At 41.0% G+C, this 22099-nt stretch carries 21 protein-coding genes; 17 read left to right on the top strand and 4 right to left on the bottom strand.

Going from position 1 to position 22099, the window contains the following annotated elements; genetic code table 11:
• Positions 1 to 93: 93 nt before the first annotated feature.
• Positions 94 to 453: a response regulator gene (locus MKZ02_RS16325; protein WP_120037451.1), complete on the top strand. Its 360-nt coding sequence runs from the start codon at positions 94 to 96 to the stop codon at positions 451 to 453.
• 90 nt (positions 454 to 543) lie between these two features.
• The gene (locus MKZ02_RS16320) at positions 544 to 1032 is read left to right on the top strand and encodes a CcdC family protein (protein WP_340856429.1); all 489 of its coding nucleotides are present in this window, start codon (positions 544 to 546) and stop codon (positions 1030 to 1032) included.
• Positions 1033 to 1067: 35 nt separating this feature from the next.
• On the opposite strand, the gene MKZ02_RS16315 is transcribed toward MKZ02_RS16320, so the two are convergent.
• On the bottom strand, positions 1068 to 1493 hold the full coding sequence (locus MKZ02_RS16315) for a DUF2621 domain-containing protein (RefSeq protein WP_120037455.1): 426 nt from the start codon (positions 1491 to 1493) through the stop codon (positions 1068 to 1070).
• Between the two features lie 211 nt (positions 1494 to 1704).
• Here MKZ02_RS16315 and MKZ02_RS16310 point away from each other — a divergent pair, with 211 nt between their 5' ends.
• From MKZ02_RS16310 to MKZ02_RS16280, 7 genes are all read left to right on the top strand, one after another.
• Positions 1705 to 2850, top strand: coding sequence for an exonuclease SbcCD subunit D (locus MKZ02_RS16310; RefSeq protein ID WP_340854561.1), 1146 nt, complete (start codon positions 1705 to 1707; stop codon positions 2848 to 2850).
• Complete coding sequence (locus MKZ02_RS16305) at positions 2847 to 5987, top strand: SMC family ATPase (protein WP_340854560.1); 3141 nt, start codon at positions 2847 to 2849, stop codon at positions 5985 to 5987. The genes MKZ02_RS16310 and MKZ02_RS16305 overlap by 4 nt, the downstream gene beginning before the upstream one ends.
• A gap of 126 nt (positions 5988 to 6113) precedes the next feature.
• Positions 6114 to 6707, top strand: coding sequence for an SCO family protein (locus MKZ02_RS16300; RefSeq protein WP_120037463.1), 594 nt, complete (start codon positions 6114 to 6116; stop codon positions 6705 to 6707).
• A gap of 241 nt (positions 6708 to 6948) precedes the next feature.
• Positions 6949 to 7128, top strand: coding sequence for a hypothetical protein (locus MKZ02_RS16295; protein WP_120037466.1), 180 nt, complete (start codon positions 6949 to 6951; stop codon positions 7126 to 7128).
• A gap of 237 nt (positions 7129 to 7365) precedes the next feature.
• Positions 7366 to 8631, top strand: a complete 1266-nt coding sequence (locus MKZ02_RS16290; RefSeq protein WP_340854557.1) for a PucR family transcriptional regulator — start codon at positions 7366 to 7368, stop codon at positions 8629 to 8631.
• A 103-nt stretch (positions 8632 to 8734) separates the two neighbouring features.
• A complete protein-coding gene (gene ald / locus MKZ02_RS16285; RefSeq protein WP_340854555.1) occupies positions 8735 to 9847 on the top strand; it encodes an alanine dehydrogenase in 1113 nt (370 codons plus the stop codon).
• Between the two features lie 179 nt (positions 9848 to 10026).
• Positions 10027 to 10560 (top strand): hypothetical protein, encoded by a 534-nt coding sequence (locus MKZ02_RS16280; RefSeq protein ID WP_120037472.1) that lies wholly within the window; start codon positions 10027 to 10029, stop codon positions 10558 to 10560.
• Positions 10561 to 10877: 317 nt separating this feature from the next.
• Here MKZ02_RS16280 and MKZ02_RS16275 read toward each other — a convergent pair whose 3' ends face one another.
• The 3 genes from MKZ02_RS16275 to MKZ02_RS16265 all read right to left on the bottom strand — a co-directional run bounded on the left by MKZ02_RS16275 (position 10878) and on the right by MKZ02_RS16265 (position 13596).
• Complete coding sequence (locus tag MKZ02_RS16275) at positions 10878 to 11609, bottom strand: L,D-transpeptidase family protein (protein WP_340854554.1); 732 nt, start codon at positions 11607 to 11609, stop codon at positions 10878 to 10880.
• Positions 11610 to 11713: 104 nt separating this feature from the next.
• A complete protein-coding gene (locus MKZ02_RS16270) occupies positions 11714 to 13240 on the bottom strand; it encodes a solute symporter family protein (RefSeq protein ID WP_120037476.1) in 1527 nt (508 codons plus the stop codon).
• Positions 13237 to 13596 carry a DUF485 domain-containing protein gene (locus MKZ02_RS16265; protein ID WP_120037478.1) on the bottom strand — a complete coding sequence of 120 codons (360 nt, stop codon included), beginning with the start codon at positions 13594 to 13596 and terminating at the stop codon, positions 13237 to 13239. The genes MKZ02_RS16270 and MKZ02_RS16265 overlap by 4 nt, the downstream gene beginning before the upstream one ends.
• Positions 13597 to 13847: 251 nt before the next feature.
• On the opposite strand from MKZ02_RS16265, the gene MKZ02_RS16260 reads away from it, so the two are divergent.
• From MKZ02_RS16260 to MKZ02_RS16225, 8 genes are all read left to right on the top strand, one after another.
• The gene (locus MKZ02_RS16260) at positions 13848 to 15410 is read left to right on the top strand and encodes a hypothetical protein (RefSeq protein WP_340854551.1); all 1563 of its coding nucleotides are present in this window, start codon (positions 13848 to 13850) and stop codon (positions 15408 to 15410) included.
• Positions 15411 to 15614: 204 nt separating this feature from the next.
• Positions 15615 to 17123, top strand: coding sequence for a glycine betaine uptake BCCT transporter (locus MKZ02_RS16255; RefSeq protein ID WP_340854549.1), 1509 nt, complete (start codon positions 15615 to 15617; stop codon positions 17121 to 17123).
• Between the two features lie 126 nt (positions 17124 to 17249).
• Positions 17250 to 17837 (top strand): lytic transglycosylase domain-containing protein, encoded by a 588-nt coding sequence (locus MKZ02_RS16250; protein WP_120037484.1) that lies wholly within the window; start codon positions 17250 to 17252, stop codon positions 17835 to 17837.
• Between the two features lie 22 nt (positions 17838 to 17859).
• The gene (locus MKZ02_RS16245; RefSeq protein WP_340854547.1) at positions 17860 to 18651 is read left to right on the top strand and encodes a thermonuclease family protein; all 792 of its coding nucleotides are present in this window, start codon (positions 17860 to 17862) and stop codon (positions 18649 to 18651) included.
• Positions 18652 to 18746: 95 nt separating this feature from the next.
• Positions 18747 to 18935 (top strand): hypothetical protein, encoded by a 189-nt coding sequence (locus tag MKZ02_RS16240; protein ID WP_120037488.1) that lies wholly within the window; start codon positions 18747 to 18749, stop codon positions 18933 to 18935.
• Positions 18936 to 19145: 210 nt separating this feature from the next.
• On the top strand, positions 19146 to 20195 hold the full coding sequence (locus MKZ02_RS16235) for a YeiH family protein (RefSeq protein ID WP_406910391.1): 1050 nt from the start codon (positions 19146 to 19148) through the stop codon (positions 20193 to 20195).
• 58 nt (positions 20196 to 20253) lie between these two features.
• Positions 20254 to 21153: a selenium metabolism-associated LysR family transcriptional regulator gene (locus tag MKZ02_RS16230; protein ID WP_120037490.1), complete on the top strand. Its 900-nt coding sequence runs from the start codon at positions 20254 to 20256 to the stop codon at positions 21151 to 21153.
• Between the two features lie 153 nt (positions 21154 to 21306).
• Positions 21307 to 22032 carry a GntR family transcriptional regulator gene (locus MKZ02_RS16225; protein WP_120038201.1) on the top strand — a complete coding sequence of 242 codons (726 nt, stop codon included), beginning with the start codon at positions 21307 to 21309 and terminating at the stop codon, positions 22030 to 22032.
• The last annotated feature ends 67 nt before the right edge of the window (positions 22033 to 22099 follow it).

Here is a 22099-nt window from a genome sequence, read left to right as displayed (position 1 = left end):
TATCTATTGATTGCCTTCTTTTGTGTAAACAGGTATATTTAGGATAAAGACATATGTTACATTATTTTCCAGACAAGAGGGGGCATCAGGCCAGTGGCAGGGGTATTAGTTGTGGACGATACAAAATTTATGAGAGTGACACTGATAGATATGTTGACGAATTTGCGCCATCAGGTTTTAGGGGAGGCTGAAAACGGGGAAGAAGCGGTACGACAATATCGAAAACTAAGGCCAGACATCGTTATTATGGACATTACCATGCCTATTATGAATGGTATTAAAGCATCGAAACGAATCTTATCAGAATTTCCTCAAGCAAAAATTATCATTTGCTCAGCGATGGGGCAGCAAAAGATGGTAATGGAAGCGATTGAAGCGGGAGCAAAAGACTTCGTTACTAAGCCCTTTGATGAGGTTCGGGTAAATGAGGCATTACGCCGTTTAATAGATTAAGCTGTTTTGAACGGAGGCGGCTTTTGTCTTTTCCAAAAAAATTGATTATAATAACTAAGCAAATGTAAAAGATAAGGAATGATGAAGATGATGCTTGTTGCTTCATCCGTTTTAGCAGTAATCATGGGAATTACAGTGATATTTGTTCGTATGAAGGCCTCTAAGAAACCGACATCGGCCAATAAAATTATGCTCCCTCCGCTCTTTATGAGCACAGGAGCGCTTATGTTTGTTATACCGGAGTTTCGGGTCACGTTTATGGAGTTGTTGGAAGCCGTAGTTGTAGGGATGTTATTTTCGATCTTATTAATTAAAACTTCAAATTTTGAAATTCGTAATGATGATATTTATTTAAAGCGCTCAAAAGCGTTTCCTATTATTTTAATTACCCTGCTAATCGTTCGGATCGTCGGCAAGGTTGTGCTGAGTTCAACGATTCATCTTGGCCAATTAAGCGGAATGTTTTTCCTTCTTGCTTTTTCAATGATCATCCCATGGCGCATTGCTATGTACAGACAATATCGAAGCTTGCGGACTAAATTAGATCAAGATTCACTTGGTGGAAATCCGCTTTCATGAAAAAAAGAGCTTGCGTTTGATGCCGCAAGCTCTTTTTAAAATAAATGTTCGTAAGGAGTTAAATCCATCTTCATTTCGTTTAATTTCTTACGCAAAAACTTATGATCCCTCTTTGGAGTAGCAATGATATAACCTCGTATTACTAAATCCTGCGTAATCTTTCCCGCTTTTTCTTTTAATGCTAATTCACCGATTTTTCCAGCGATTTTTTGACGAGCCACATCCCGGAAAAGTTCAGGAACGGGACTGACGAGTTCTTCCAATAGTTCTTTTTCCGGCTTCTTCCACATGCTTCTTGTCTGATCAACATAATATTCTTCCCAGTCCATATCTGATTTTCCATCTGCTTTTGGCAGCCGTTTTAAAAACTTGCGAAACATAAAAAATCCGCCGATCGCGAAACTGCCGACCAGAATAATTACCCACAAAAGGATGAAATAAGAAAACCAACCTTGCAGCATGATGCCAACCTCCAAGTCTTTCTTCTATCGCTACTAATTATAGACAAAGGAGAAAATGGATACAACAGTTAATGATGATCCTATCATTTTAGCGTAAAAAGGCTTCATAATAATTAAGATTTACTATTTAGCTATTTGTAAAGAAAAGCAATTTGCTTTCTTTATAATTTCCTATACTATGAAAAGAGAGACTTTATTAGAGGTGACAGAAGTGAAATTTATACATACAGCAGACTGGCACTTAGGCAAGCTCGTTCATGGAGTCTATATGACAGAAGAGCAGCGTGAGGTTTTACATCAGTTTGTAAAAATAGTAGAAGATGAGAAGCCGGATGCCGTTGTCATAGCCGGTGACCTATATGATCGATCTGTACCGCCAACAAGCGCTGTAGAGCTGTTAAATGAGATGCTTTTCAAAATTAATGTGGAGCTGGAGACACCGATTGTAGCCATTTCTGGGAACCATGATAGTTCAGAACGTCTTTCATTTGGTTCCTCCTGGTTTCAGAATAGCCAGTTTTATTTGAAAGGAAAGGTGGACGATCAATTTTCACCTGTCCGGATTAATGGGGTTAACTTTTACTGTGTTCCTTATGCAGAACCGGGCACAATCCGGCAGCTGCTTGGTGACAGTTCGATTCATACCCATCAAGATGCCATGAAGTGCCTAATAGGCAAGCTGGAAAAAGAGATGGACTATAGAGAAGTGAACATATTTGTCGGCCATGCCTTTGTTCTCGGTGGAAAGACAACAGAGTCGGAAAGAACGTTGTCGGTGGGCGGATCCGGCTGTATAGATGCTGGATTGTTTGCTCCTTTCCATTATACGGCGCTCGGTCATTTACATAGTCCGGATGCGATAAAACATGAGAAGGTACGCTATTCGGGCTCTCTGCTGAAATATTCGTTTTCCGAGGTAAATCAGCGCAAGAGCATTTCGATTGTGACTGTTGATGAAAAGGGAGCGCTCTCTATAGAAGAAAAAACACTCCGTCCAAAGAGAGATATGCGCTCATTGGAGGGAACGATGGAGGAGCTGCTTGACCCTGCCCGCGTTCAAAAGGAAGCGGCAGAAGATTATTTAAAAGTGACTCTTCTTGACCGTGGAGCAATTATTGACCCGATGGGCAAGCTTCGGCAAGCTTATCCAAATATTCTTCATTTAGAGAGGCAAATTGATGTGATTGATCAGCGCAAAAAAGAAAGCTATGGAATGAAACGGGAAGAGAAAAAGTCTGATCTTGCCCTTTTTGCTGATTTTTACAGTCAGATGACAACAGATAGTTTCACAAATGAAAAAAGAAAAGTGATAGAGAGAGTTATTCATGAGGCACAGCTGGAGGCGAATCAAAAATGAAGCCAGTCAAATTAATCATGCAGGCATTTGGCCCTTATGCGGGAAGGGAAGAGATTGATTTCAGGCAACTGGAGAATCGGACCATGTTTGTCATTTCAGGAAAAACCGGCTCAGGAAAAACAACTATTTTTGATGGGATTAGCTTTGCCATATACGGCCGGGCAAGTGGAGAAGAGAGAACGGGAAGCGATCTGCGCAGCCAGTTTGCCGCAGACAGCCTGTTAACAGAGGTATCGCTCGAATTCTCTTTGAAGGGACGCAATTATCTGATTTACCGCTCTCCCCAGCAGGAAAAGAGAAAAGAGCGCGGGGAAGGGTTTCGGACTATTACTGCAAAAGCAGAACTCTATGAAATCGATGACAGTGGAGAGAGAAAACTGATTGCAGCAAATGTCCGAGAAGTGGACGAAAAGGTAAAAGAAATTATCCAGCTTGATGCGAATCAATTTAGACAAATATTGATGATTCCCCAGGGCGAGTTCAGAAAGCTGCTCGTTTCCGACAGCAAAGAGAAGGAGAAAGTGCTGCAACGCTTGTTTCACACTCAATTTTATAAATTGATAGAAGACAAGTTAAAGCACCAGGCAGATGAATTAGCGAAGAAAGTGGAAAGTGGGCAAAAAGAACGAGCGCAATTATTGGACAGCATCGAACCCGCCACCGACAAAATGAGCGAACTGCTTGAGCAAGATCCTCGAAACGAGGCAGCCATTCTTTCACAATTAAAAGTAGATATTGATTTTCTGTCGGAAAAGTTAGTGGGAATGAAAGAGGAAATTGAACAACAACAAAATGCACGCGATGAATTAACCCGAAATATTCATCAGACAAAGCACATTATCCAGCAAATCGCCCGCAAAGATGAGCTGGAGGAAGAGAAAAAAGGATTAGAAGCTAGAACGCCTGAAATCGCCGAAAAAACAAAAGAAATTGAATGGGCAGAGAAGGCAAAGAACTTAGGGCACCAGGAAGACTTGTGCATGCAGTTAAAGAAACATCTGGATGAAGATGTAAAAAGGGCAGAAGAATCAAGCATAACATTTATCAATCATCAAAGAGCCCTGGAAAAAGCTGAACAGCAGTGGCAAGAGGAAAATGGCAGAGAAGCAGAGCGGAAAGAAGCGGCCGATAGGCTGAACAAGCTGATTGCGCTTAGAGAATCGGTCTATTCCCTGGATGCGGAAAAAGCGATGTTAAACCGCTTGAATGCCCAAGTGAAAGCATGTGAAAAGAAGCGGGAAACACTCTCTGCACAGTCCGTACAAATAGAAACAAGAATAGAAAAGCTGGAAGAGGAGCTGTCTTCCCTCGATCGCTGGCAGCAAATTGTTTACGATGAAGAGAAGAACGGCTATCAGGCTGAAGCCCAAATAAAGCTGATTGAGAAGATTAGTAAAATAACTGAGCGGATCAAACATTTGAAAGAGCAGGAGCAAAACCAGCAACATCTAACTAAGGAAAAAAAGGAAGGGCTAGAAGCTGCCGCGATGAATGTGAAAAAGCTTGAAGAAAGCTGGCAGAAACAACAGGCAGGCATGTTGGCGCAGTCTCTTATTGCTGGAGAGCCATGTGCTGTTTGTGGTTCCACTCATCATCCATCTCCGGCAAAAGCTCATGCTGATGCTCCGGAGAAAGAAGAAATTGAAGCGGCCAAAAAGGTGTCAGCACAAGCTGAAAAAGAACAGCATGAAGCTGCCCGTGAGCTGGCTCGTATTCAAATTCATTTACAGAAGGAAGAAGAAGTATTAAACGAGCTCTTGCAGGAAACGAAAGAGCTTCATTTAAAAGTGGATTGGTCAAATATAGACGGCCAAAAAGCACAGCTGGTTTCTATTCAGGCAGCTGCCGAGCGAGCTATTCAGCAAGCGAATGAAAAGCTGCAGCAAAAGAAGGCATGGACTGAAGAACGAAACCGTCTGAATGTACAATGGAAAGAGCTGCGTGCTGAGTTAGCAGCATGTCAGCAAGAAGAACTAGAAGCGCGTGAATTATATGCTGGCAAGCAGTCACATGTAGACGAATTGTTAAAGAACATTCCGGTGCCGCTTCAGCAAAAAGAAGCGTATGAACAGGCGGTCGAGCAAGCTGAAGAAACGAGGCAGCGTTTGGAGGAACAGTTGGCGGCAGCCTTAAAAAGAAAGCAGGCTGCAGAAACAGCGCTTGCAGCTGTTGAAGCAGGCTTACAGGAGATACAAAGTACAATTGCTCAGCAAAAAGAACGCTTAGATGCTGAACGAGCGCGTTTTAAACAATTGATGGAGCAAAATGGATTTGCTGATTTTAAGCACTATTCAGCAAGCAAAAGGACGGAAGCAGAATTAAAGAAATTGCAACAGGAGATCCATTCCTTTCACGAGCATTTTCGCTCCGTATCCGATCTATTGAAGGAATTTACAGAAAGCCTAATGGGCATTGAAAAGCCGGATCTTGCCTCATTAATCACAAAAAAAGCTGAAATTGAGGAGCAGATAGCTGCGAAAGATAAGGAGCGGCTTGCTCTTAACCATTTAATCAGCAGCTGTCAGCGCATCGTAGGAAGAGTGGCAGCTGTGAATGAGCATTTACAAGATTTGGAGAAAGACTATAGCTTAATCGGTCATCTTTATGAGATCACGCACGGCAAAAATGTGCATAAATTAACATTTGAACGATATGTGCTAGCTGCTTTTCTTGATGATATTCTTGTTGTGGCAAATGAGCGGCTCGTAAAAATGACTGGTGGGCGTTACACGATGCACCGCAAAACAGATCGGGCAAAAGGAAATGCTCAAAGCGGTTTGGAGTTGTTAATTTTTGACCAGTATACTGGCCAGGAACGGCACGTAAAAACATTGTCGGGGGGCGAAAGCTTTAAGGCGGCACTTGCGCTTGCTCTCGGCTTGGCGGAGATCGTCCAGCAATATGCAGGTGGGGTATCGTTGGAAACAATGTTTATTGATGAAGGGTTTGGTACGCTTGATCCCGAATCGTTAGACCAGGCGATTGAAGCGTTAATGGAGATTCAGGACTCCGGACGGCTCGTTGGTGTAATCTCTCATGTGCCCGAGCTAAAGGAAAGAATTGATGCCCGGCTCGAAGTTATATCATCGCAAAGTGGCAGTCATACACAATTTCAATTAGCGCTCTCCTCCACATAACTAGCATAAATAGGCAGGCGTGTTCATAAATTATTCAAGATAACCAATCGCCTGCCGTTGTATTTGTTGGATATATACAATAACATTATTTTAGATTTACTAGACTATTGCAGGAGGGAAAATAAATTGAATTATTCGCGCTCTTTTTTAGTGATTGCAGCGCTTTCGGTTATTTTGCTCGTAGCTGGCTGCGGCAAAAGTAATTTTGAAAGCAACATGGATGTCGAAATGCAAGACTTTGAGCATACGAACCAAAACAATAAAAAAGTCAGCTTAGAGGACTTAAAGGGAAAAGTATGGCTCGCTGACTTAATTTTTACTAGCTGCACAACGGTTTGCCAACCGATGACAAAGAATATGGCGGATCTGCAAAAGATGCTTAAAAAAGAAGGTGTAGAGGACTATCGTATCGTATCGTTTAGCGTCGATCCAGAGGTTGATACACCTGATAAGTTAAAAGAATACATTTCTCATTTTGAGGTGGATGAAAAGAAATGGGACTTGCTGACGGGGTATGATCCAGAATACATCCGTGATTTTGCGGAAAAGAATCTGCAAACATTGGCCGTTCCCGATCCTAATTCCAATCAAGTCACTCACGGTACAAGCTTTTATTTAGTGAATAAAGAAGGAAAAGTAGTAAAAAATTATAGCGGAGCAGAAGAAGTTCCATTTGAAGAAATTGTTCAAGATGTTAAGACGCTGGTTGACGAAAAATAAGATCTTTTAGGTAAAGAAGGATGTTCTAGCGATTAGAGCATCCTTTCGTTTTTCCTCACTCCTTTTATTTGTTGGTAAGTGAAACGATAAATGGGTAAAAAGTAAGGAATAAAATAAAAACAAGACTTGACTTTAAAAAATTAACAAAAAATTCACAATCATTTAATTGATTTTTTGGTCTTTTTTGGGTAAGATAATTACACAGAAGTTTTTCTGAAAATTTAAAAAAGGGGTGAATTTTATGAACTACGGTATTTACAAGTTCGGATCTTTCAATCAAATCAAGTGCGAATGCGGGTGGGAAGGAGTCCGCGCTGACTTGAAGAAAGCATTTGTTGTTCTCGAACAAACGAAGTGCGGCTCCATTTTTGATGCAGAAGATGTGTATATTTGCCCGAACTGCGATTCTCGAAAATATTAATAATCTCCCGATCACTAGCCTTCTAGTATTCATTTCCCATTTGCCTGCCAATTTAGTAGATTGTCTGCTAATCTTATAATTTCAGCCTTTTAAACGGAGTATGCCAATTCCCGGCAGCTCCGTTTTCCTGTTAAAGGAGAAAATATATTGTTAAGCACAGTTTTCTGTCAGTTAATGGACAATAAATTAAAAATAGCTTTCAAGCAACGCGGTCTAATAATATAATGTTGGTACAGAATGAAATTAAAGAAAGAAAGTGGTTATATGGAAAAAGTAACTGGAAATTTCTTCTCCAAGGAATATGAATCCCTTGAAGTGCTTGCTGATTTAATTAGTGAAGAACTGGAATGTCCGATTACAATAGAAGATGACAATCACCGTATCATTGCCTATAGCCGACACGAAGATGAAGTTGATCCTGTCAGGATTGCAACCATTATGCGCAGGCGTGTGCCGGAAAATGTTATTAATAGCTTGTGGAAAGTAGGAGCGATACCAAAGCTGTTCGAAACAGAGGAGCCGGTTACAGTTCCTAGGATTGACCAGGTGGGGATCAGGGAGCGCGTGGCGATTTCAGTGCGTAAGAATAAAGAAGTTGTCGGCTTTATTTGGGCGCATCCGCGTAAGCCGTTCAATGAAGAGAAAATCATGATTTTAAAGGAAGCAGCAAAAGCGGTAAAAAATCAGCTTATTCAGCGCCAGAAACAGAAAACGGAAACTGAAAAGAATTATGAAGAACTTTTTTGGAAACTGCTGACCGGTCACTTTACAAGGCTTAGAGATTTAGAACAAGTAAATGAACGTTACAATTTAGTGCTGAAGGGTGCGTTGGCAGTCGTGATTTTAGACTTTTTACAGCCAATTAGCCAGCCAGTCGAACGCCAAACCAGTTACTTAGTAGAAACCATGCAACAGCTGCCCATCATAGCAAGGACCTTTGATAACGGGCAGTTAATTCTGCTAGTGAGGCTGCCAGAGAAAGAGACAGAACAGGCCATTGGTGATTTTACCAATAATCTCATCAACAAAATCAAAGAACGTCAGCAAATTACAGGGATTATTGCCGCTTCAGGAAGCGTAACTAATAATCCGCTGGAGCTTGCCCGAAGCTATCAGGAGGCACTTTATGTACTGAAGGTGAAACAGCAGTTCTCATTAGCTGCCGCTTCTATTTTTAGCTACGATAAGCTTGGCGTGTTTCAATTTATCGAAGATTTGGCTGCGATCAGAAAACAATCTGGTTATACCAATCCGGCCATTGAAAAATTAAGCCAATATGACCGCGATCATCATGCCAACTTGCAGGAAACTATTTTTGTGTTCCTACATCATGATGGAAACATGAATGATGCAGCTAAAGCGTTACATATTCATGCCAATACGCTTGCTTACCGACTGAAAAGGATATCTGAAATAGCTGGGATCAATTTAAAAGATGCAAACCAAAAAATTACTTTGTATCTAGATTTACTCATTAAACAATTAGAGGAGGAAAGTTTGTAAAAAATCACAAAAACATCTCTTTGAATTTTTTATTTACAATGATGAATTGACCGGGAAATTAGCATAATATAGACGTATATTGAAAAGAAGAGGAGATGTTCAAATGATTATTGGTATTCCTAAGGAAATTAAAAACAACGAAAACCGTGTTGCGATCACTCCAGCTGGCGTTACTACTTTAGTTAGAGCAGGACACAAAGTGTTAGTGGAAAAGGATGCAGGGCTTGGAAGCGGTTTCACTAATGGAGAGTATCAAGAACTCGGTGCACAGTTGATTGATTCAGCAAAAGATGTATGGGATCAAGCTGAGATGGTTTTAAAAGTCAAAGAGCCAATCGAATCGGAATACCAATATTTCCGTAAAGACTTACTGTTATTTACGTACTTACACCTTGCAGCAGAGCCAGCTTTAACAAAAGCGCTTATAGAAAACGGTGTAACAGGCGTTGCTTATGAAACGGTATCAGTGAACCGTACCCTTCCTCTGCTTTCCCCAATGAGTGAAGTAGCAGGCCGCATGGCCGCACAAATTGGTGCACAATTCCTTGAGAAGAATCAAGGCGGAAAAGGTGTTCTTCTCGGTGGAGTACCAGGAGTAAAGAAAAGTAAAGTAACAGTAATCGGTGGCGGCATGGTAGGAACAAATGCAGCAAAAATCGCTTCCGGCCTCGGAGCTGAAGTAACAATTATTGACTTGAGTGCAGATCGTCTGCGCCAGCTTGAAGATATTTTCGGATCAAGTGTACAAACACTGATGTCCAGCCCGTTCAATATCGCTGAAGCAGTGAAGGAATCTGATCTTGTCATTGGAGCGGTATTAATTCCAGGTTCAAAAGCGCCTAAGCTTGTAACAGAAGAAATGGTTAAATCGATGTCTCCGGGATCTGTTATTGTAGACGTAGCGGTTGACCAAGGCGGTATCTTTGAAACAGTTGACCATGTAACAACACATGACAATCCAACATATGAAAAGCATGGCGTTGTTCACTATGCTGTAGCTAACATGCCTGGAGCAGTTCCACGCACTTCTACGGTAGCGTTAACAAATGTGACTATTCCTTATGCTTTACAAATGGCTAATAAAGGATTTAATCAAGCAATCCAGGACAACCCTGCATTAAAGCTTGGAGTCAATACGTATAAAGGTCATGTAACATATGAAGCGGTAGCAAAAGACCTTGGATATGAATATAAAGCGGTAGAGGAATTAATTTAATCGTCAAAAACCTGTCATCGTTTGACAGGTTTTTTCATGGTTACTTACAAATATATCAATTCTGTTAAATACTGTAAACTTCCATTTTTTATTGGAGATTCTATGATATAATTTCTGCAAGGCAAGCTTAAAAATAATAAATGAGCTTAGTAAAACAGTAAAGGGCCAGGTGATAATAAATGGTTGTTAGACGCTCCTCCATAAAAACGAGCTATTTTGCAAAGTCTCTCCTATTGATTGTTTGTGGTACCTTACTGTTTACGGGCCTATCATTTTATTATTTTAAAGAGTATAGAAACGAACAGGCTTATGCGAAGCAGATAAAAGTGATTTATGAGCTGATGGATAAAAATGCCTATAAGGCGGAGTCTATTGTTTCTAGCTATGCGAATGACCAAGGAGTGGTTAGCCGCTATGGCGAAGGAATAGTAGCAGGGAGCAACAGCTCTTTCCGGTATGACAATATGGTGAAGACATTAAGACAAGATTCAGAAAAATGCCGCGACTTGTTATTTGAGCTATCGGAACCGCCAGAAGAAATGACAGAGGTGTACGCCATTTTACTTGATGCTCATATTACCTATAAGCAATATATTCAGCTGGCCTTGCGTTCGCAGGAGCCAACAGCTAATTTTGCCAAGAAAGAACAAGTCCTAAGAGAAGAGCTTAACAATGGTTTAGCACTTGTGAAAAATAGAATAGAACAGATGTAAGTAAGCTTTAAAGGACATCATTTATTACGGTGATGTGCTTTTTTGTTTCTTAAACTTTTTAAATCTTTTGTGTGAGTCTAGAAAGAGGAGGATACACAAGCCTCCAAGTCTACAACATGAATGTGGGCAAATACATATTTGATGGGGAATGGAATACATTCTTTTAATAGGCTCTAAAAAATTAAGCAGCTTTTAGAGGGATTGGAGAGACATTCGACAAGGTCAACTGCAAGAGGGATAGAAAAGAGGGACGGCCTTTTCTATCCTTCATCCTCTATCTTTTAACCAAACAGTGAGTTTTTGAATGGATGACATAGTCACTTGGCAGAATTCTTGTAGTTTTTAAGCTGAGTGACGATGGAAGATTGATCGCCAATCACGATTTTAGGCTGCTTGGCCGGCACGATCCAGCGCATCACATTTAACAGGTGATTCTCATTAAGCGCTACGCATCCAGCTGTCGGACTTGTCGATTGTCGCCATCTATGAAGAAAGATGGCACTCCCTTTTCCTGTAATAATAGGCTTTTCATTATATTTTATGATAACTGCATACTTATACAAAAAGTGATTCAGCCGTTCATAGGACTTCCAGCGCTTATTGGGGTTGCCTCTATAATATATCCACTGATTGTAGTCTGGTGAAGACGGATCGTCTATCCAATAATGATAGTTATTCGTTTGTGTATACCGTATGTTTAGATTAGCTGGTTTTGGAGCAAATCCAAAGCCTTCACCAATGGGAAATAAACCAACAGGGGTGCGGCCATCCCCCTCTCTTTTTGACTGAGACAGGCCATTCTTACCAATCACAGCGGCAGTTTTGTACGTTTGCACCCAGGTATCGCCTCTTTTTTCGTATGTTCTTAATACGGCTTGGTAATGATTTGTCTTTCCTTCTACAACGATAAACTGGCTGCTGTCTGTAATAGCTGATAATTGGGCAGCTACTTTTTTCTCGAAAGAGGCAGTCTCTGCAGCTGTTGAGAAAGAAGGGGACAAAAAAGCGGCACAAAAAATGAATAGGGTAGATACAAATATCTTTTTCATCTTTATCTCCTGTTTTTAAACCATTATACTCTTATCTGGATGGAAAAGGCACTAAAAGTGGAACAAAAAACAGCAGCCGATTCTGGCTGCTGTTTCATATAGACTTACCCTTTAAATCCAGTATTTGCTTTTACAGAGACTTCAGCAAATTTACGGGCATCTGCTTTAGCAGAAAGTACCGTACCGACATACCCGGCAAGGAAACCGGCTGGAATAGAGATAACTGCTGGATTGGTAAGAGGGAACAGCGGGCTGCCGACAAAAATGGCTGTGCCTTCAGGGCCTAATACGTTCGGGCTGATGGCTACCAACATTAACGCAGAAAGCAATCCAGTTAACATAGCAGAAATGGCGCCGATGGTATTAAAGCGCTTCCAATAGATCGTGTACAAAATAACAGGAAGGTTTGCACTGGCCGCTACGCAAAAGGCGAGAGAAACGAGAAAAGCTACGTTCATTTTTTGAGCAAACAGAGCGAGCAAAATAGAAAAAATAGCAACCGAAATGGAGGCATAGCGCGCAGCGAGCATCTGCTGTCTTTCCGTCACCTTTCCTTTCTTAATAATCTCTCCGTAAATATCATGGGCGAAGGCGGATGCTCCTGATAAAACGAGACCAGCTACTACTGCAAGAATCGTGGCGAATGCCACGGCGGATACAAATGACATCAGCATGTCGCCGCCTAATGCTTGAGCAAGCAAGGGAGCTGCCATATTTCCAGCCGCGTTGGCAGAGATAATTTTATCGGAACCAACAAAAGCGGCAGCACCGAAGCCAAGGAAGATGGTAAGAATATAAAAAACACCAACAATCCATGTGGCATAAACGACGGAGCCTCTTGCCGTTTTTGCATCTTTTACAGTAAAGAAGCGCATAAGGATATGCGGAAGACCAGCGGTCCCAAATACGAGAGCCATCGTCATAGAAAGCGTATCGATAGGATTTTTGTATTTCACACCAGGATTTAAATAATTTTCCCCGTGTGAAGTGGCGGATTTCATGTCAGAGAACATTTCAAAGATGTTAAAATGAAATTTCATTAATACGAGAAAAGAAATAATAACAGTACCGATCATAAGCAGAACAGCTTTAATAATTTGCACCCAGCTCGTCGCTGTCATACCGCCAAACAATACATAAACAGTCATCATCACACCGACAATTAAGACGGCAATCCAATAATCAATCCCCAACAGCAATTGGATAAGAGCACCGGCTCCTACGAGTTGGGCAATCATGTAAAAAATAACAATTGTAATGGTACTCAGAGCCGCGGTAGCTCTTACCTTTTTCTGGTCAAAGCGGGCATTAATCATATCTGCCAGCGTATATTTACCCAGATTGCGCAATGGTTCAGCGACCAGATAAAGTACGACCAAATAGGCAACGAGATAGCCGATGCTGAAAAAGAAGCCATCAAAGCCATTTAAGGCGATAGCCCCGGCTATTCCAAGAAATGAGGCTGCCGACAAATAGTCTCCCGCAATAGCCAGTCCGTTTTGCCAGCCTGTCAGCCCGCCACCCGCTGTGTAAAACTCACTTGCTGTATTTGTACGCTTAGCGGCAAAGTACGTAACGACAAGCGTGAGTCCGACTATTCCAACGAAAAACGCTAACCCAATGACACTCATAACGGTTGATCTCCTTTTTTCTCTACTTGTAAATCGTTTAAGATATCATCAGACATTTGATCAAACTGATTGGCTTTTTTTACATAGATCATACTTAGCGCCCAAGTCATGATAAATTGGGCAAAAGCAAAAATCCAAACCCATGAAATCGAACCGATCGCCGGCTTATTTAAAATGGTTGAGTAGGATGTAAGCAGTGGCAGTGAAAAATAAAATAGCAGAAAGAAGATTGAAAGAGGGACAAGAAATTTGGTTTTACTTTTCACCATTTGTTTAAACTTCGGGCTTTCGGCAATGCTTTCATAAGTAGTTTTTTCTGCTCCAAGCGGTGGGGGTTTTAGCTTTTGATTTCCCATGAACATCCTCCTAAAATGAATTTCCTGAAATTACATAAATTTCAGAATTATATACCAATCTTAAAAAATATTTCCTTATTTTGCAATGGTTTGGGAAAAAACCGACTGATTAGTTTTAGACAAAATTCGACGGTTAGATTAAGAAAAGCGATTTTCTTTGCGCAAATACCTTCTTCTGTTATTTTGATATATAATGATATACAAATAATTTGAATAGATTGGACGGATTGCTTATGATAGAAGGCCGGCAATTGGCACATTCGCTCGTGTCTCTAAAAGGGACTCACTTACGGTTTGTATATGTCATGCTGCATGATTTAAACTTTTGGGATCTTGTTTCTTCTAAAACAAAAGATTTAGTTTCAAAAGAACAGTCTGCTCATTTTTATGAATGGCTTAAAAAGGAAGCTGATAAGCTAAACGTAGTAGAAGATCAGGAACTGCAGCTTGATTTGTTGCTGGAGTTAAGTAAAACACTTAAACTGCCTATGCGTCTGCTTGATGACCCATACAAGGTTATGAAGCAATGTGAAGAAATAATTGACGAAGCTTTTCTACAGCTTCAGAAACAATATAAGGATTTTGCCAAAGCATTTGATCGCTTTCCTGAAAAAAATAAAGTGAAGTTTCTTGTTCACTGGGAAATGGCGCAATTATATACGCATATGAATGCCCAGCAGTCTAAGCCTGAAAAAGGAACGGAGACAGCTATTTGGGTAGACGAAATTCTGATGTTTGTTGAACATTTGCCTTCTTACCAACAGGAACAAATTAAGGAGCAGATTCATTTATCAGAATGGACAGCAGAAGAATTGCAAATAGCGCTATTGGAGGATGCTTTTGCTGTTTTTACCTCCATCGTGGAAAAGACGGGTTTTGGCTTTTACAAATATTTGCTTCAATGCTTCTCAAGGGAGCGTCCTGCTGCTGCTTTTGCCCCGCAGGAAGCTGCTTATTTTTCATGGATGACAAACCCTGACTTACTGTTGTCACTCATTTTTAAAGGCGGAGGTATCCTTTACCGTTATCAAAATTTATTATTTAATAAGGGTCTGCTGCCGATGGTTCTGCTTGAGACAATTCTTCCTTATTTAGCGGATGGTGCGCCGGAGGAAGAGGAGGACCTTGCAGTAATTACTCATTCCTGGAACCAGCGGTTTGTTGATTACCGCAAGATGCTTCGTTCAGTAAATGAAATGGTGCAAAAGCAAAATGATTGGAAAAAGGGATTGGACATTCTCAGAGAAGAACTAAAAGAGGAAGAAGCTGTGTTTCGCCAAACAGAAGCGTACAATCTACAGCTGCGAGAAAAACTGATACAGATGTTAAAGCAAGACCCGGCACGGCCCTATTTTGGCGAACTTAGCGTCAAGAATAACAGGCTGCAAGAGGATTTGAAGAAAGTGGAAGCTAAATTGGCTAAACAGGAAAATGCGAAAAAAGGGATCGTTCGGTCCGTTACCACTTTTATTAAATCAAGCTATCATCAGACGGAAAAAGCCCAGATTGAAAAGAAAATTGACAAAGTGTTCAATGAAATCAGCGATTTAGTATTGGAAAAATATCATGACTATGAACCGCAGCTAATTGAAGAAATCCATCGTTCCAATGATGAACTTGCACAATTGAACCTGAATAAGCAAGAGATTCAGCGTAAAATTGAAAAATTCACGGAAAAGTTGGCAGAGGTAAAGCAACAAGAAAAGCAAATGAGAGCCGCGATCTCGGATGCAGAAAAGCGGACATATGGCTTATCGCAATTATACAAAAGTGAAATGGAAAAAGAAACCAATCCATATATGAATGAACTATAACGATATCACTTCACTCTGTCGGTTCCTCAATACCGGCAGGGCTTTTTTATGACAAGAATATTATAGGAAAAGGCCCCTTTACTTGATGGACTTCCGGTTATTTGTTAGGGTAATAGAGGTTGTTAAATAAGCGCAGAGGCATCTGCGGATATACTGCCCATTCCCATATGCATTAGTCAGTTGAAATAAAGAAAGGAGAATTTTGTGCAAAAAATTTCAAATGTGTTTTGGATTACAATTGCATTAGTACTTGCTTCTGTCGTCTTTGGCGTAGCAGCGCCGAAAACATTCGAGCAGGTAACAGGCAACATTCAAACGTTTATTACCTCAGCTTTTGGTTGGTATTATTTAATTTTGGTCTCAGTCATTGTGTTATTTTGTTTATTATTAATCTTTAGTCCTGTAGGGGCTATCAGGTTAGGAAAGCCTGGAGAGAAGCCAGACTATTCCACCCCTACATGGTTTGCTATGCTGTTTAGTGCAGGTATGGGAATAGGCTTAGTATTTTGGGGGGCAGCAGAGCCATTGAGCCATTTTGCGATTGATCCTCCTCTAGCTAAAGCAGGATCGGACGCAGCGGTAAAAGAATCCATGCGTTATACATTTTTTCACTGGGGCATTCATGCCTGGGCTATTTATGCGGTTGTAGCACTGGCATTGGCTTATTATCAGTTCCGTAAAGAGGAACCGGGCTTGATTAGTGCAACGCTTGTCCCTATTTTGGGAGAGAGGGCAAGAGGGCCACTTGGCACAGCCATTGATGTGATGGCTGTATTTGCAACAGTAGTAGGAGTAGCTACTACGCTTGGCTTTGGCGCGGCCCAAATTAACGGGGGGCTTTCTTACTTATTTGATATACCAATTAATTTTTTTGTTCAACTGCTCATTATTATTGTAGTTACGATTTTATTTATAGCCTCTGCGGTTAGCGGACTAGGCAAAGGAATTAAAATATTGAGTAATACGAATATGCTTTTAGCTATTGTGTTGCTAGTGCTTATGCTTATCCTCGGCCCTACTCTGTTTATTATGAATCTATTTACCGATACAATTGGCACCTATCTTCAAAACTTGGCGACGATGAGTTTTCGGATTGCTCCTTTAAATGGAGAGCACCGCGCCTGGATTAATGGTTGGACTATTTTCTATTGGGCATGGTGGATTTCCTGGTCGCCATTTGTCGGTATTTTTATCGCTCGTGTATCCAAAGGAAGAACGATCCGTGAGTTTTTAGTTGGCACATTGATTATGCCGGCGCTCGTCAGCTTTTTATGGTTTGCTGTATTTGGAGCTTCAGCAATAGACTTGCAAATGTCAGGAGCTGTAGATTTAACAAAGAATGCGACAGAAGAAGTGTTGTTCGCCATTTTCCATGAGCTTCCATGGTCTTCTGTTCTATCGGTAATAGCTGTCGCTTTAGTTGGCATATTCTTTATTACCTCTGCTGATTCAGCCACTTTTGTATTGGGAATGCAAACAACCTATGGTTCACTTACCCCTCCGAATCGTGTAAAATTAACATGGGGTATTGCTCAATCCCTGATAGCCGTTATTCTTTTATATAGCGGGGGGCTTCAGGCATTGCAAAATGCTCTTATTATCGCCGCCCTTCCGTTTTCGGCGATCATGATATTAATGATACTATCCTTGTACAGGTCACTTGCAAAAGAAAGAAAAGACATGATGAAGGCGTTCCGTTCTCCTAGAAAATAATAATTTAGGTTGGCCGTTCTGCCGAATGCAGGACGGCCTTTTTAGGTGAGCATCGTTATTGCTTGCAGATTTTTCTACAGTTATCTAATATAGATGCGAACCGACTTTCTAATTGAGGAGAACACCATGAAAAAAAGAAAGCTAAAAAAATCGGTAAAACGAAAATTATTTTTTTTACTATTTATAATTGCAATGGTATATGTGGCGTTCCATCAGGGAAACGCTCCTAAAGACACTGTTATTGAACCGTCTATCCCAAAGGAATATGTCCCTATATATAAAGCTGCAGAGAAGGAGTACGGCGTGCCCTGGCAGCTGTTAGCCGCCCATCATCGGGTAGAAACCAAGTTTTCAACAATGGAATCGATGATATCACCAGCCGGCGCAGAAGGGCCTATGCAATTCATGCCATGCACCTTTGTCGGATGGAGTCATCCTACGTGCAGCGATCTTGGAAAAGGAAATATTTCAAGCAAAGACAAAGTGAACCCGGCCATTATAAAAAAATATGGGGGATACGGAGTGGATGCGAATGGAGATGGAAAAGCGGATCCTTTTGATCTTGAAGACGCTGTTTTTAGTGCAGCTGCCTATTTAAAAGCCCATGGGGCAGCTGATGGACAGTTGAAAAAAGCTATTTATTCCTATAATCACAGCGAGCAATATGTAGATGATGTACTACACTATTTTTATGCATACACATCTAAAGAATAGAATCGAAGAAAAGGTGTTTGTTATGAGTAAGATTAAATTAATTTTATTGACAGCTATTTTTTTAATGGTTAGTGGCTGTGCAATAGAAGAACAACAGGGAAGCACAGAAAATCAGCAGTCTGACAATGCAGGAAAAGTGCAAGAAACAGATAAGTCCGCGGCCTTTAACAGCAACGATGAGACCGACAGTGATAAGGGCTTGGCAGGTACTGTCGTTTATGTAGTTGATGGTGATACTTTCGATGTTCAATTAGCAAATGGAAAGAAAGAGCGGGTTCGAATGACATTGGTCGACACGCCAGAAACAAAGCACCCGCGGCTTGGCGTTCAGCCTTTTGGCCCGGAGGCTTCTGCTTATACTAAGACGCTATTGACCGATAAGAAAGTATCGTTGGAAATGGATGTACAAGAGCGTGACCGCTATGGCCGGGTGCTTGCTTACGTGTGGCTTAACGACAAGCTAGTGAATGAACAGCTGATTGCAAAAGGGCTGGCTCGTGTGGCGGTTTTTCCGCCGAATACAAAATATGTTGATCGCTTTGAACGAGTACAACAGAAAGCACGTGAACAGCGATTGGGCATTTGGTCAGTGGAGGATTACGTAACGGATCGCGGATATAACACAGAATCAGTAAAACAAGAAAAGAGGACTGCTCCAGCGGACGATTGCAAAATTAAAGGCAATATCTCAAGCTCGGGTGAAAAAATCTACCACATTCCTGGAAATCAATCCTATGACATAACAAAGCCGGAGCAAATGTTTTGCACAAAAGCAGAAGCGGAAGCAGCTGGGTTTCGAGCAGCTAAAAGATAACGGGTGACTTATTTATCTAAGAGGTTGATCCCTGCACCTTTTTCTCCACAGCGCATAAGATGTTATGACAAAATAACATGCGGAAGGAGTTTAACATGAAAAACAAGCACCATAAGCCGGATCATAAAATGGCAGGGGAAGAGCGCGAGGAACGCATGGAACGTGAAGAACATATGCGGCGCGTTCATGAGTTTTGGTGGGGAAGACGGCCTTCTGGAAAAGAGGAAAGCAGGGAAGAAAACAAAGAAGAAAATAGAAGTGAAAACCGAAGAGATAAGAAATAAGTATTTAGCAAAACGGCCTTTTACAGGTCGTTTTTTTGTTTGCTTGATAAAAGTGTCGGTTAGGAATGCAAACTGACTCCTGTAAGGTGACTAGTAGCAGCTAACCATCTAAAACGGCTACTTTCCATGAAAGAATACAATAACACTTATCACATAATCAAAATAATGATCAGGCAAAACTGTGATACGTTTAATTTAACTAATACGGAGGTGGTCAGGTTGGAAGCACAAAGAATGCAATCCTATGCACAGGAGAGACCGAAAAAACAAAGCAAGCCCCATAGAGTGGCAAAAGGAGTGGCGTTAACTTTTCTTATTGCAGTGATTGCGGGCTTCATTGCCAAACTTCCTTTTTTTCAAATCATGGGGATTATGATTTTGTCTATTTTAATCGGCATGATTTGGAAAAATACTGCTCACGTCAAGGCTGACTATCAGGAAGGCATTCAATTCAGCAGCAAGGTATTGCTGCGCGCGGGAATTATTTTATTGGGCTTTCGACTGAACTTGCTGGATATTGCCGCAGCTGGTTATGCTGTGTTAGCAACAGATGTGCTTGTCATCGCTTTTACAATGACATTTATCCTGCTTTTAGGAAAGGTATTCAAATTAGACAAACACCTATCAATGTTGATTGCGGCAGGCACAGCGATTTGTGGGGCTGCTGCTATTATTGCGGTAGCACCCATCATTAAGAATAAACAAGAGCACACAGCCATCGCTGTTTCATGTATCGCTATTTTGGGAACGATCGGTGCACTTCTTTATATCTTTTTATTCCCCCATTTACCAATCAGTAAGTATGAGTATGGTGTATTGACAGGAGCGACACTGCATGAGCTGGCCCATGTTGTCGCTGCAGCTGTACCAGGAGGGGCAGAAAGCAGCCAGGCAGCTATCGTAGTGAAGCTTGGAAGAGTGCTTTTATTAATACCGGTCGCTTTAATCATCAGCTTGATCATCAATAGAAAGGAATTGACGGAGAAAGGATTGAAAAGTCTGCCGATCCCATGGTTTATTTTTGGTTTTTTATTCGCCAGCTTTATTAACACTCTTGATTTCATACCGGAGAGTGTTGTCACCTATTTGCTTTTGTTAAGCACATACTTGCTTGCAATGGGGATGGCGGGGCTTGGATTAAATGTTAATTACAAAGACTTTGCGAGAGAAGGGATGAAGCCAGTAGGAGTTGCTATTGTTGGTTTTGCTGGTCTGTTGGCGCTTTCTCCTCTGGTTTTATTCATCTTCCGCATGATTTGAGTGAAAAGTTCCTTCTGCTTCATTTATAATGAAAGAGGAAACAGAGGGGAGAAGACAAATGAACTTAGAATATTTACGGTTATTTTACGCGGTAGCAAACAATAAAAACTTTTCACAGACGGCGAAAGAGCTGCATATCTCCCAGTCATCTGTCAGTCTACAAATTAAACATTTAGAAGATATGCTTCAAACGAAGCTATTTGAACGTACAACCAAAAAGGTAGATTTAACACCGGCAGGTCAAATATTATATAAAAAAGCGGAGAAAATGCTTTTTTTAATGAACGAAATCCAAAATGAACTGCAAGAATTAAAGGGAGAGGTCGCCGGCAGTTTAAACATTGGAGCCAGCCTGACAATTGGCGAGCATGTGTTGCCGTTTTTAATTGCAAACTATAAAAAGCGCTACCCGCTCGTCGATGTTCATTTAAAAATGTGCAACTCGGAGCAAATTATTGAGAAATTGTATAAGCATGAATTAAACCTCGGATTTATTGAATCTATGCTATCCTATCCTAATTTGAAACAAATCCCATTTCAGGAAGACGAATTAATCCTGATTGCTTCTAGCTCTTCACAAATTATTATTAGCGATAGCATATTGAAAGAAGAGCTCACTTCCCTTCCATTCATTATTCGGGAGAAAGGTTCTGGCACCAGACAAGTTATTGAAGGCAGTTTAAGAAAAAATCAAGTGGACCCCAACGAGTTAAAGACGGTATTGGAGTTAGAACATACAGAGTCTATTAAAAGCGCTGTAGAAGCGGATATTGGTATCTCAATCATTTCAAAATCAGCCGTGAAAAAAGAGCTGCAGCTGGGGACATTAAAAGAAGTAAAGATTGATGGTGTAAAGTTAACAAGGCAATTCTACATGGTCTATTTTGAAGAGGCTCTACAGCTGACAAGCAAAAAATTAAAAGACCTTGTTTTCTCACAATCTAGTAAGATTCATTAAGAACAGGTGTCGATAGAATTCTATATTGAATTCTGTTGATACCTGTTTTTTAATAATGTGTTACAATTTTATAAAATCATCTCAAGATGAGAAGAAGGAAGAATCACCGCTTTTTGGCAAGGCTTAAAAAATGATGGAGAAAGGGGTATGTATGTGGAGAAGCTAAATCCTAAAGATCCGGTGCCGCTTCATATTCAGTTAAGGAACAAGATAGAAGGATTAATTCATGAAGGAAGGTACCAGAGCAAGATTCCGAGTGAGCGTCAGCTGATGGATGAATATGAAGTGAGCAGAAGTACGGTGAGAGAAGCGGTTGCCCACCTTGTTCGAGAAGGGCTTGTTGAAAAAGTCCATGGCAAAGGAACATTTATCTCTTCTAAAGCTATTCAAGATTGGCTCGGTTCATTAACAAGTACGACAGAAACGATACGGAAAATGGGGATGGAGCCGGGAGCTAAGCTCGTTACACATGGGGTAATTAATCCACCAGCCGATATCATCGAAGCCACAGGCTTTAAAATCGCTTATTTTATCAAGAGAGTTAGGTATGCTAACGACATTCCACTCGCTATTGAACTGCAATATTATCCTGTCGATATTGGTAGTAAATTAGCTGAATTCGATATTGATAAAGGGACTCTTTTTGATTTAATGGAAGAAAATCTTGGCATTCAGTTAGCGGAGGCAGAGCAATTGCTTACGAGCGGCTTTTTAAGCGCCGAAGATGCCGAATTGTTAGATGTGCCTGATTTGTTCAATGTGTTAAATACGGAGCGAAAGCTTTGGGATCACTCTGGCAGGCTGGTTGAATACTACGTGGCCTCTTTCCGCTCTGATATGTACTCATTTCGTATGAAGCTAAGTAAAAAGAACAATTGAAGAGGGGACGGCTAGATAAGGGGAAGAGCTGTTTCTTGATAGGTATTCTGTCGTTCCCTGTCTATTA

Source organism: Pseudobacillus sp. FSL P4-0506 (assembly GCF_038003025.1).
Classification (GTDB): domain Bacteria; phylum Bacillota; class Bacilli; order Bacillales; family Domibacillaceae; genus Pseudobacillus.
This window is presented reverse-complemented; position numbering and strand designations above follow the sequence as displayed.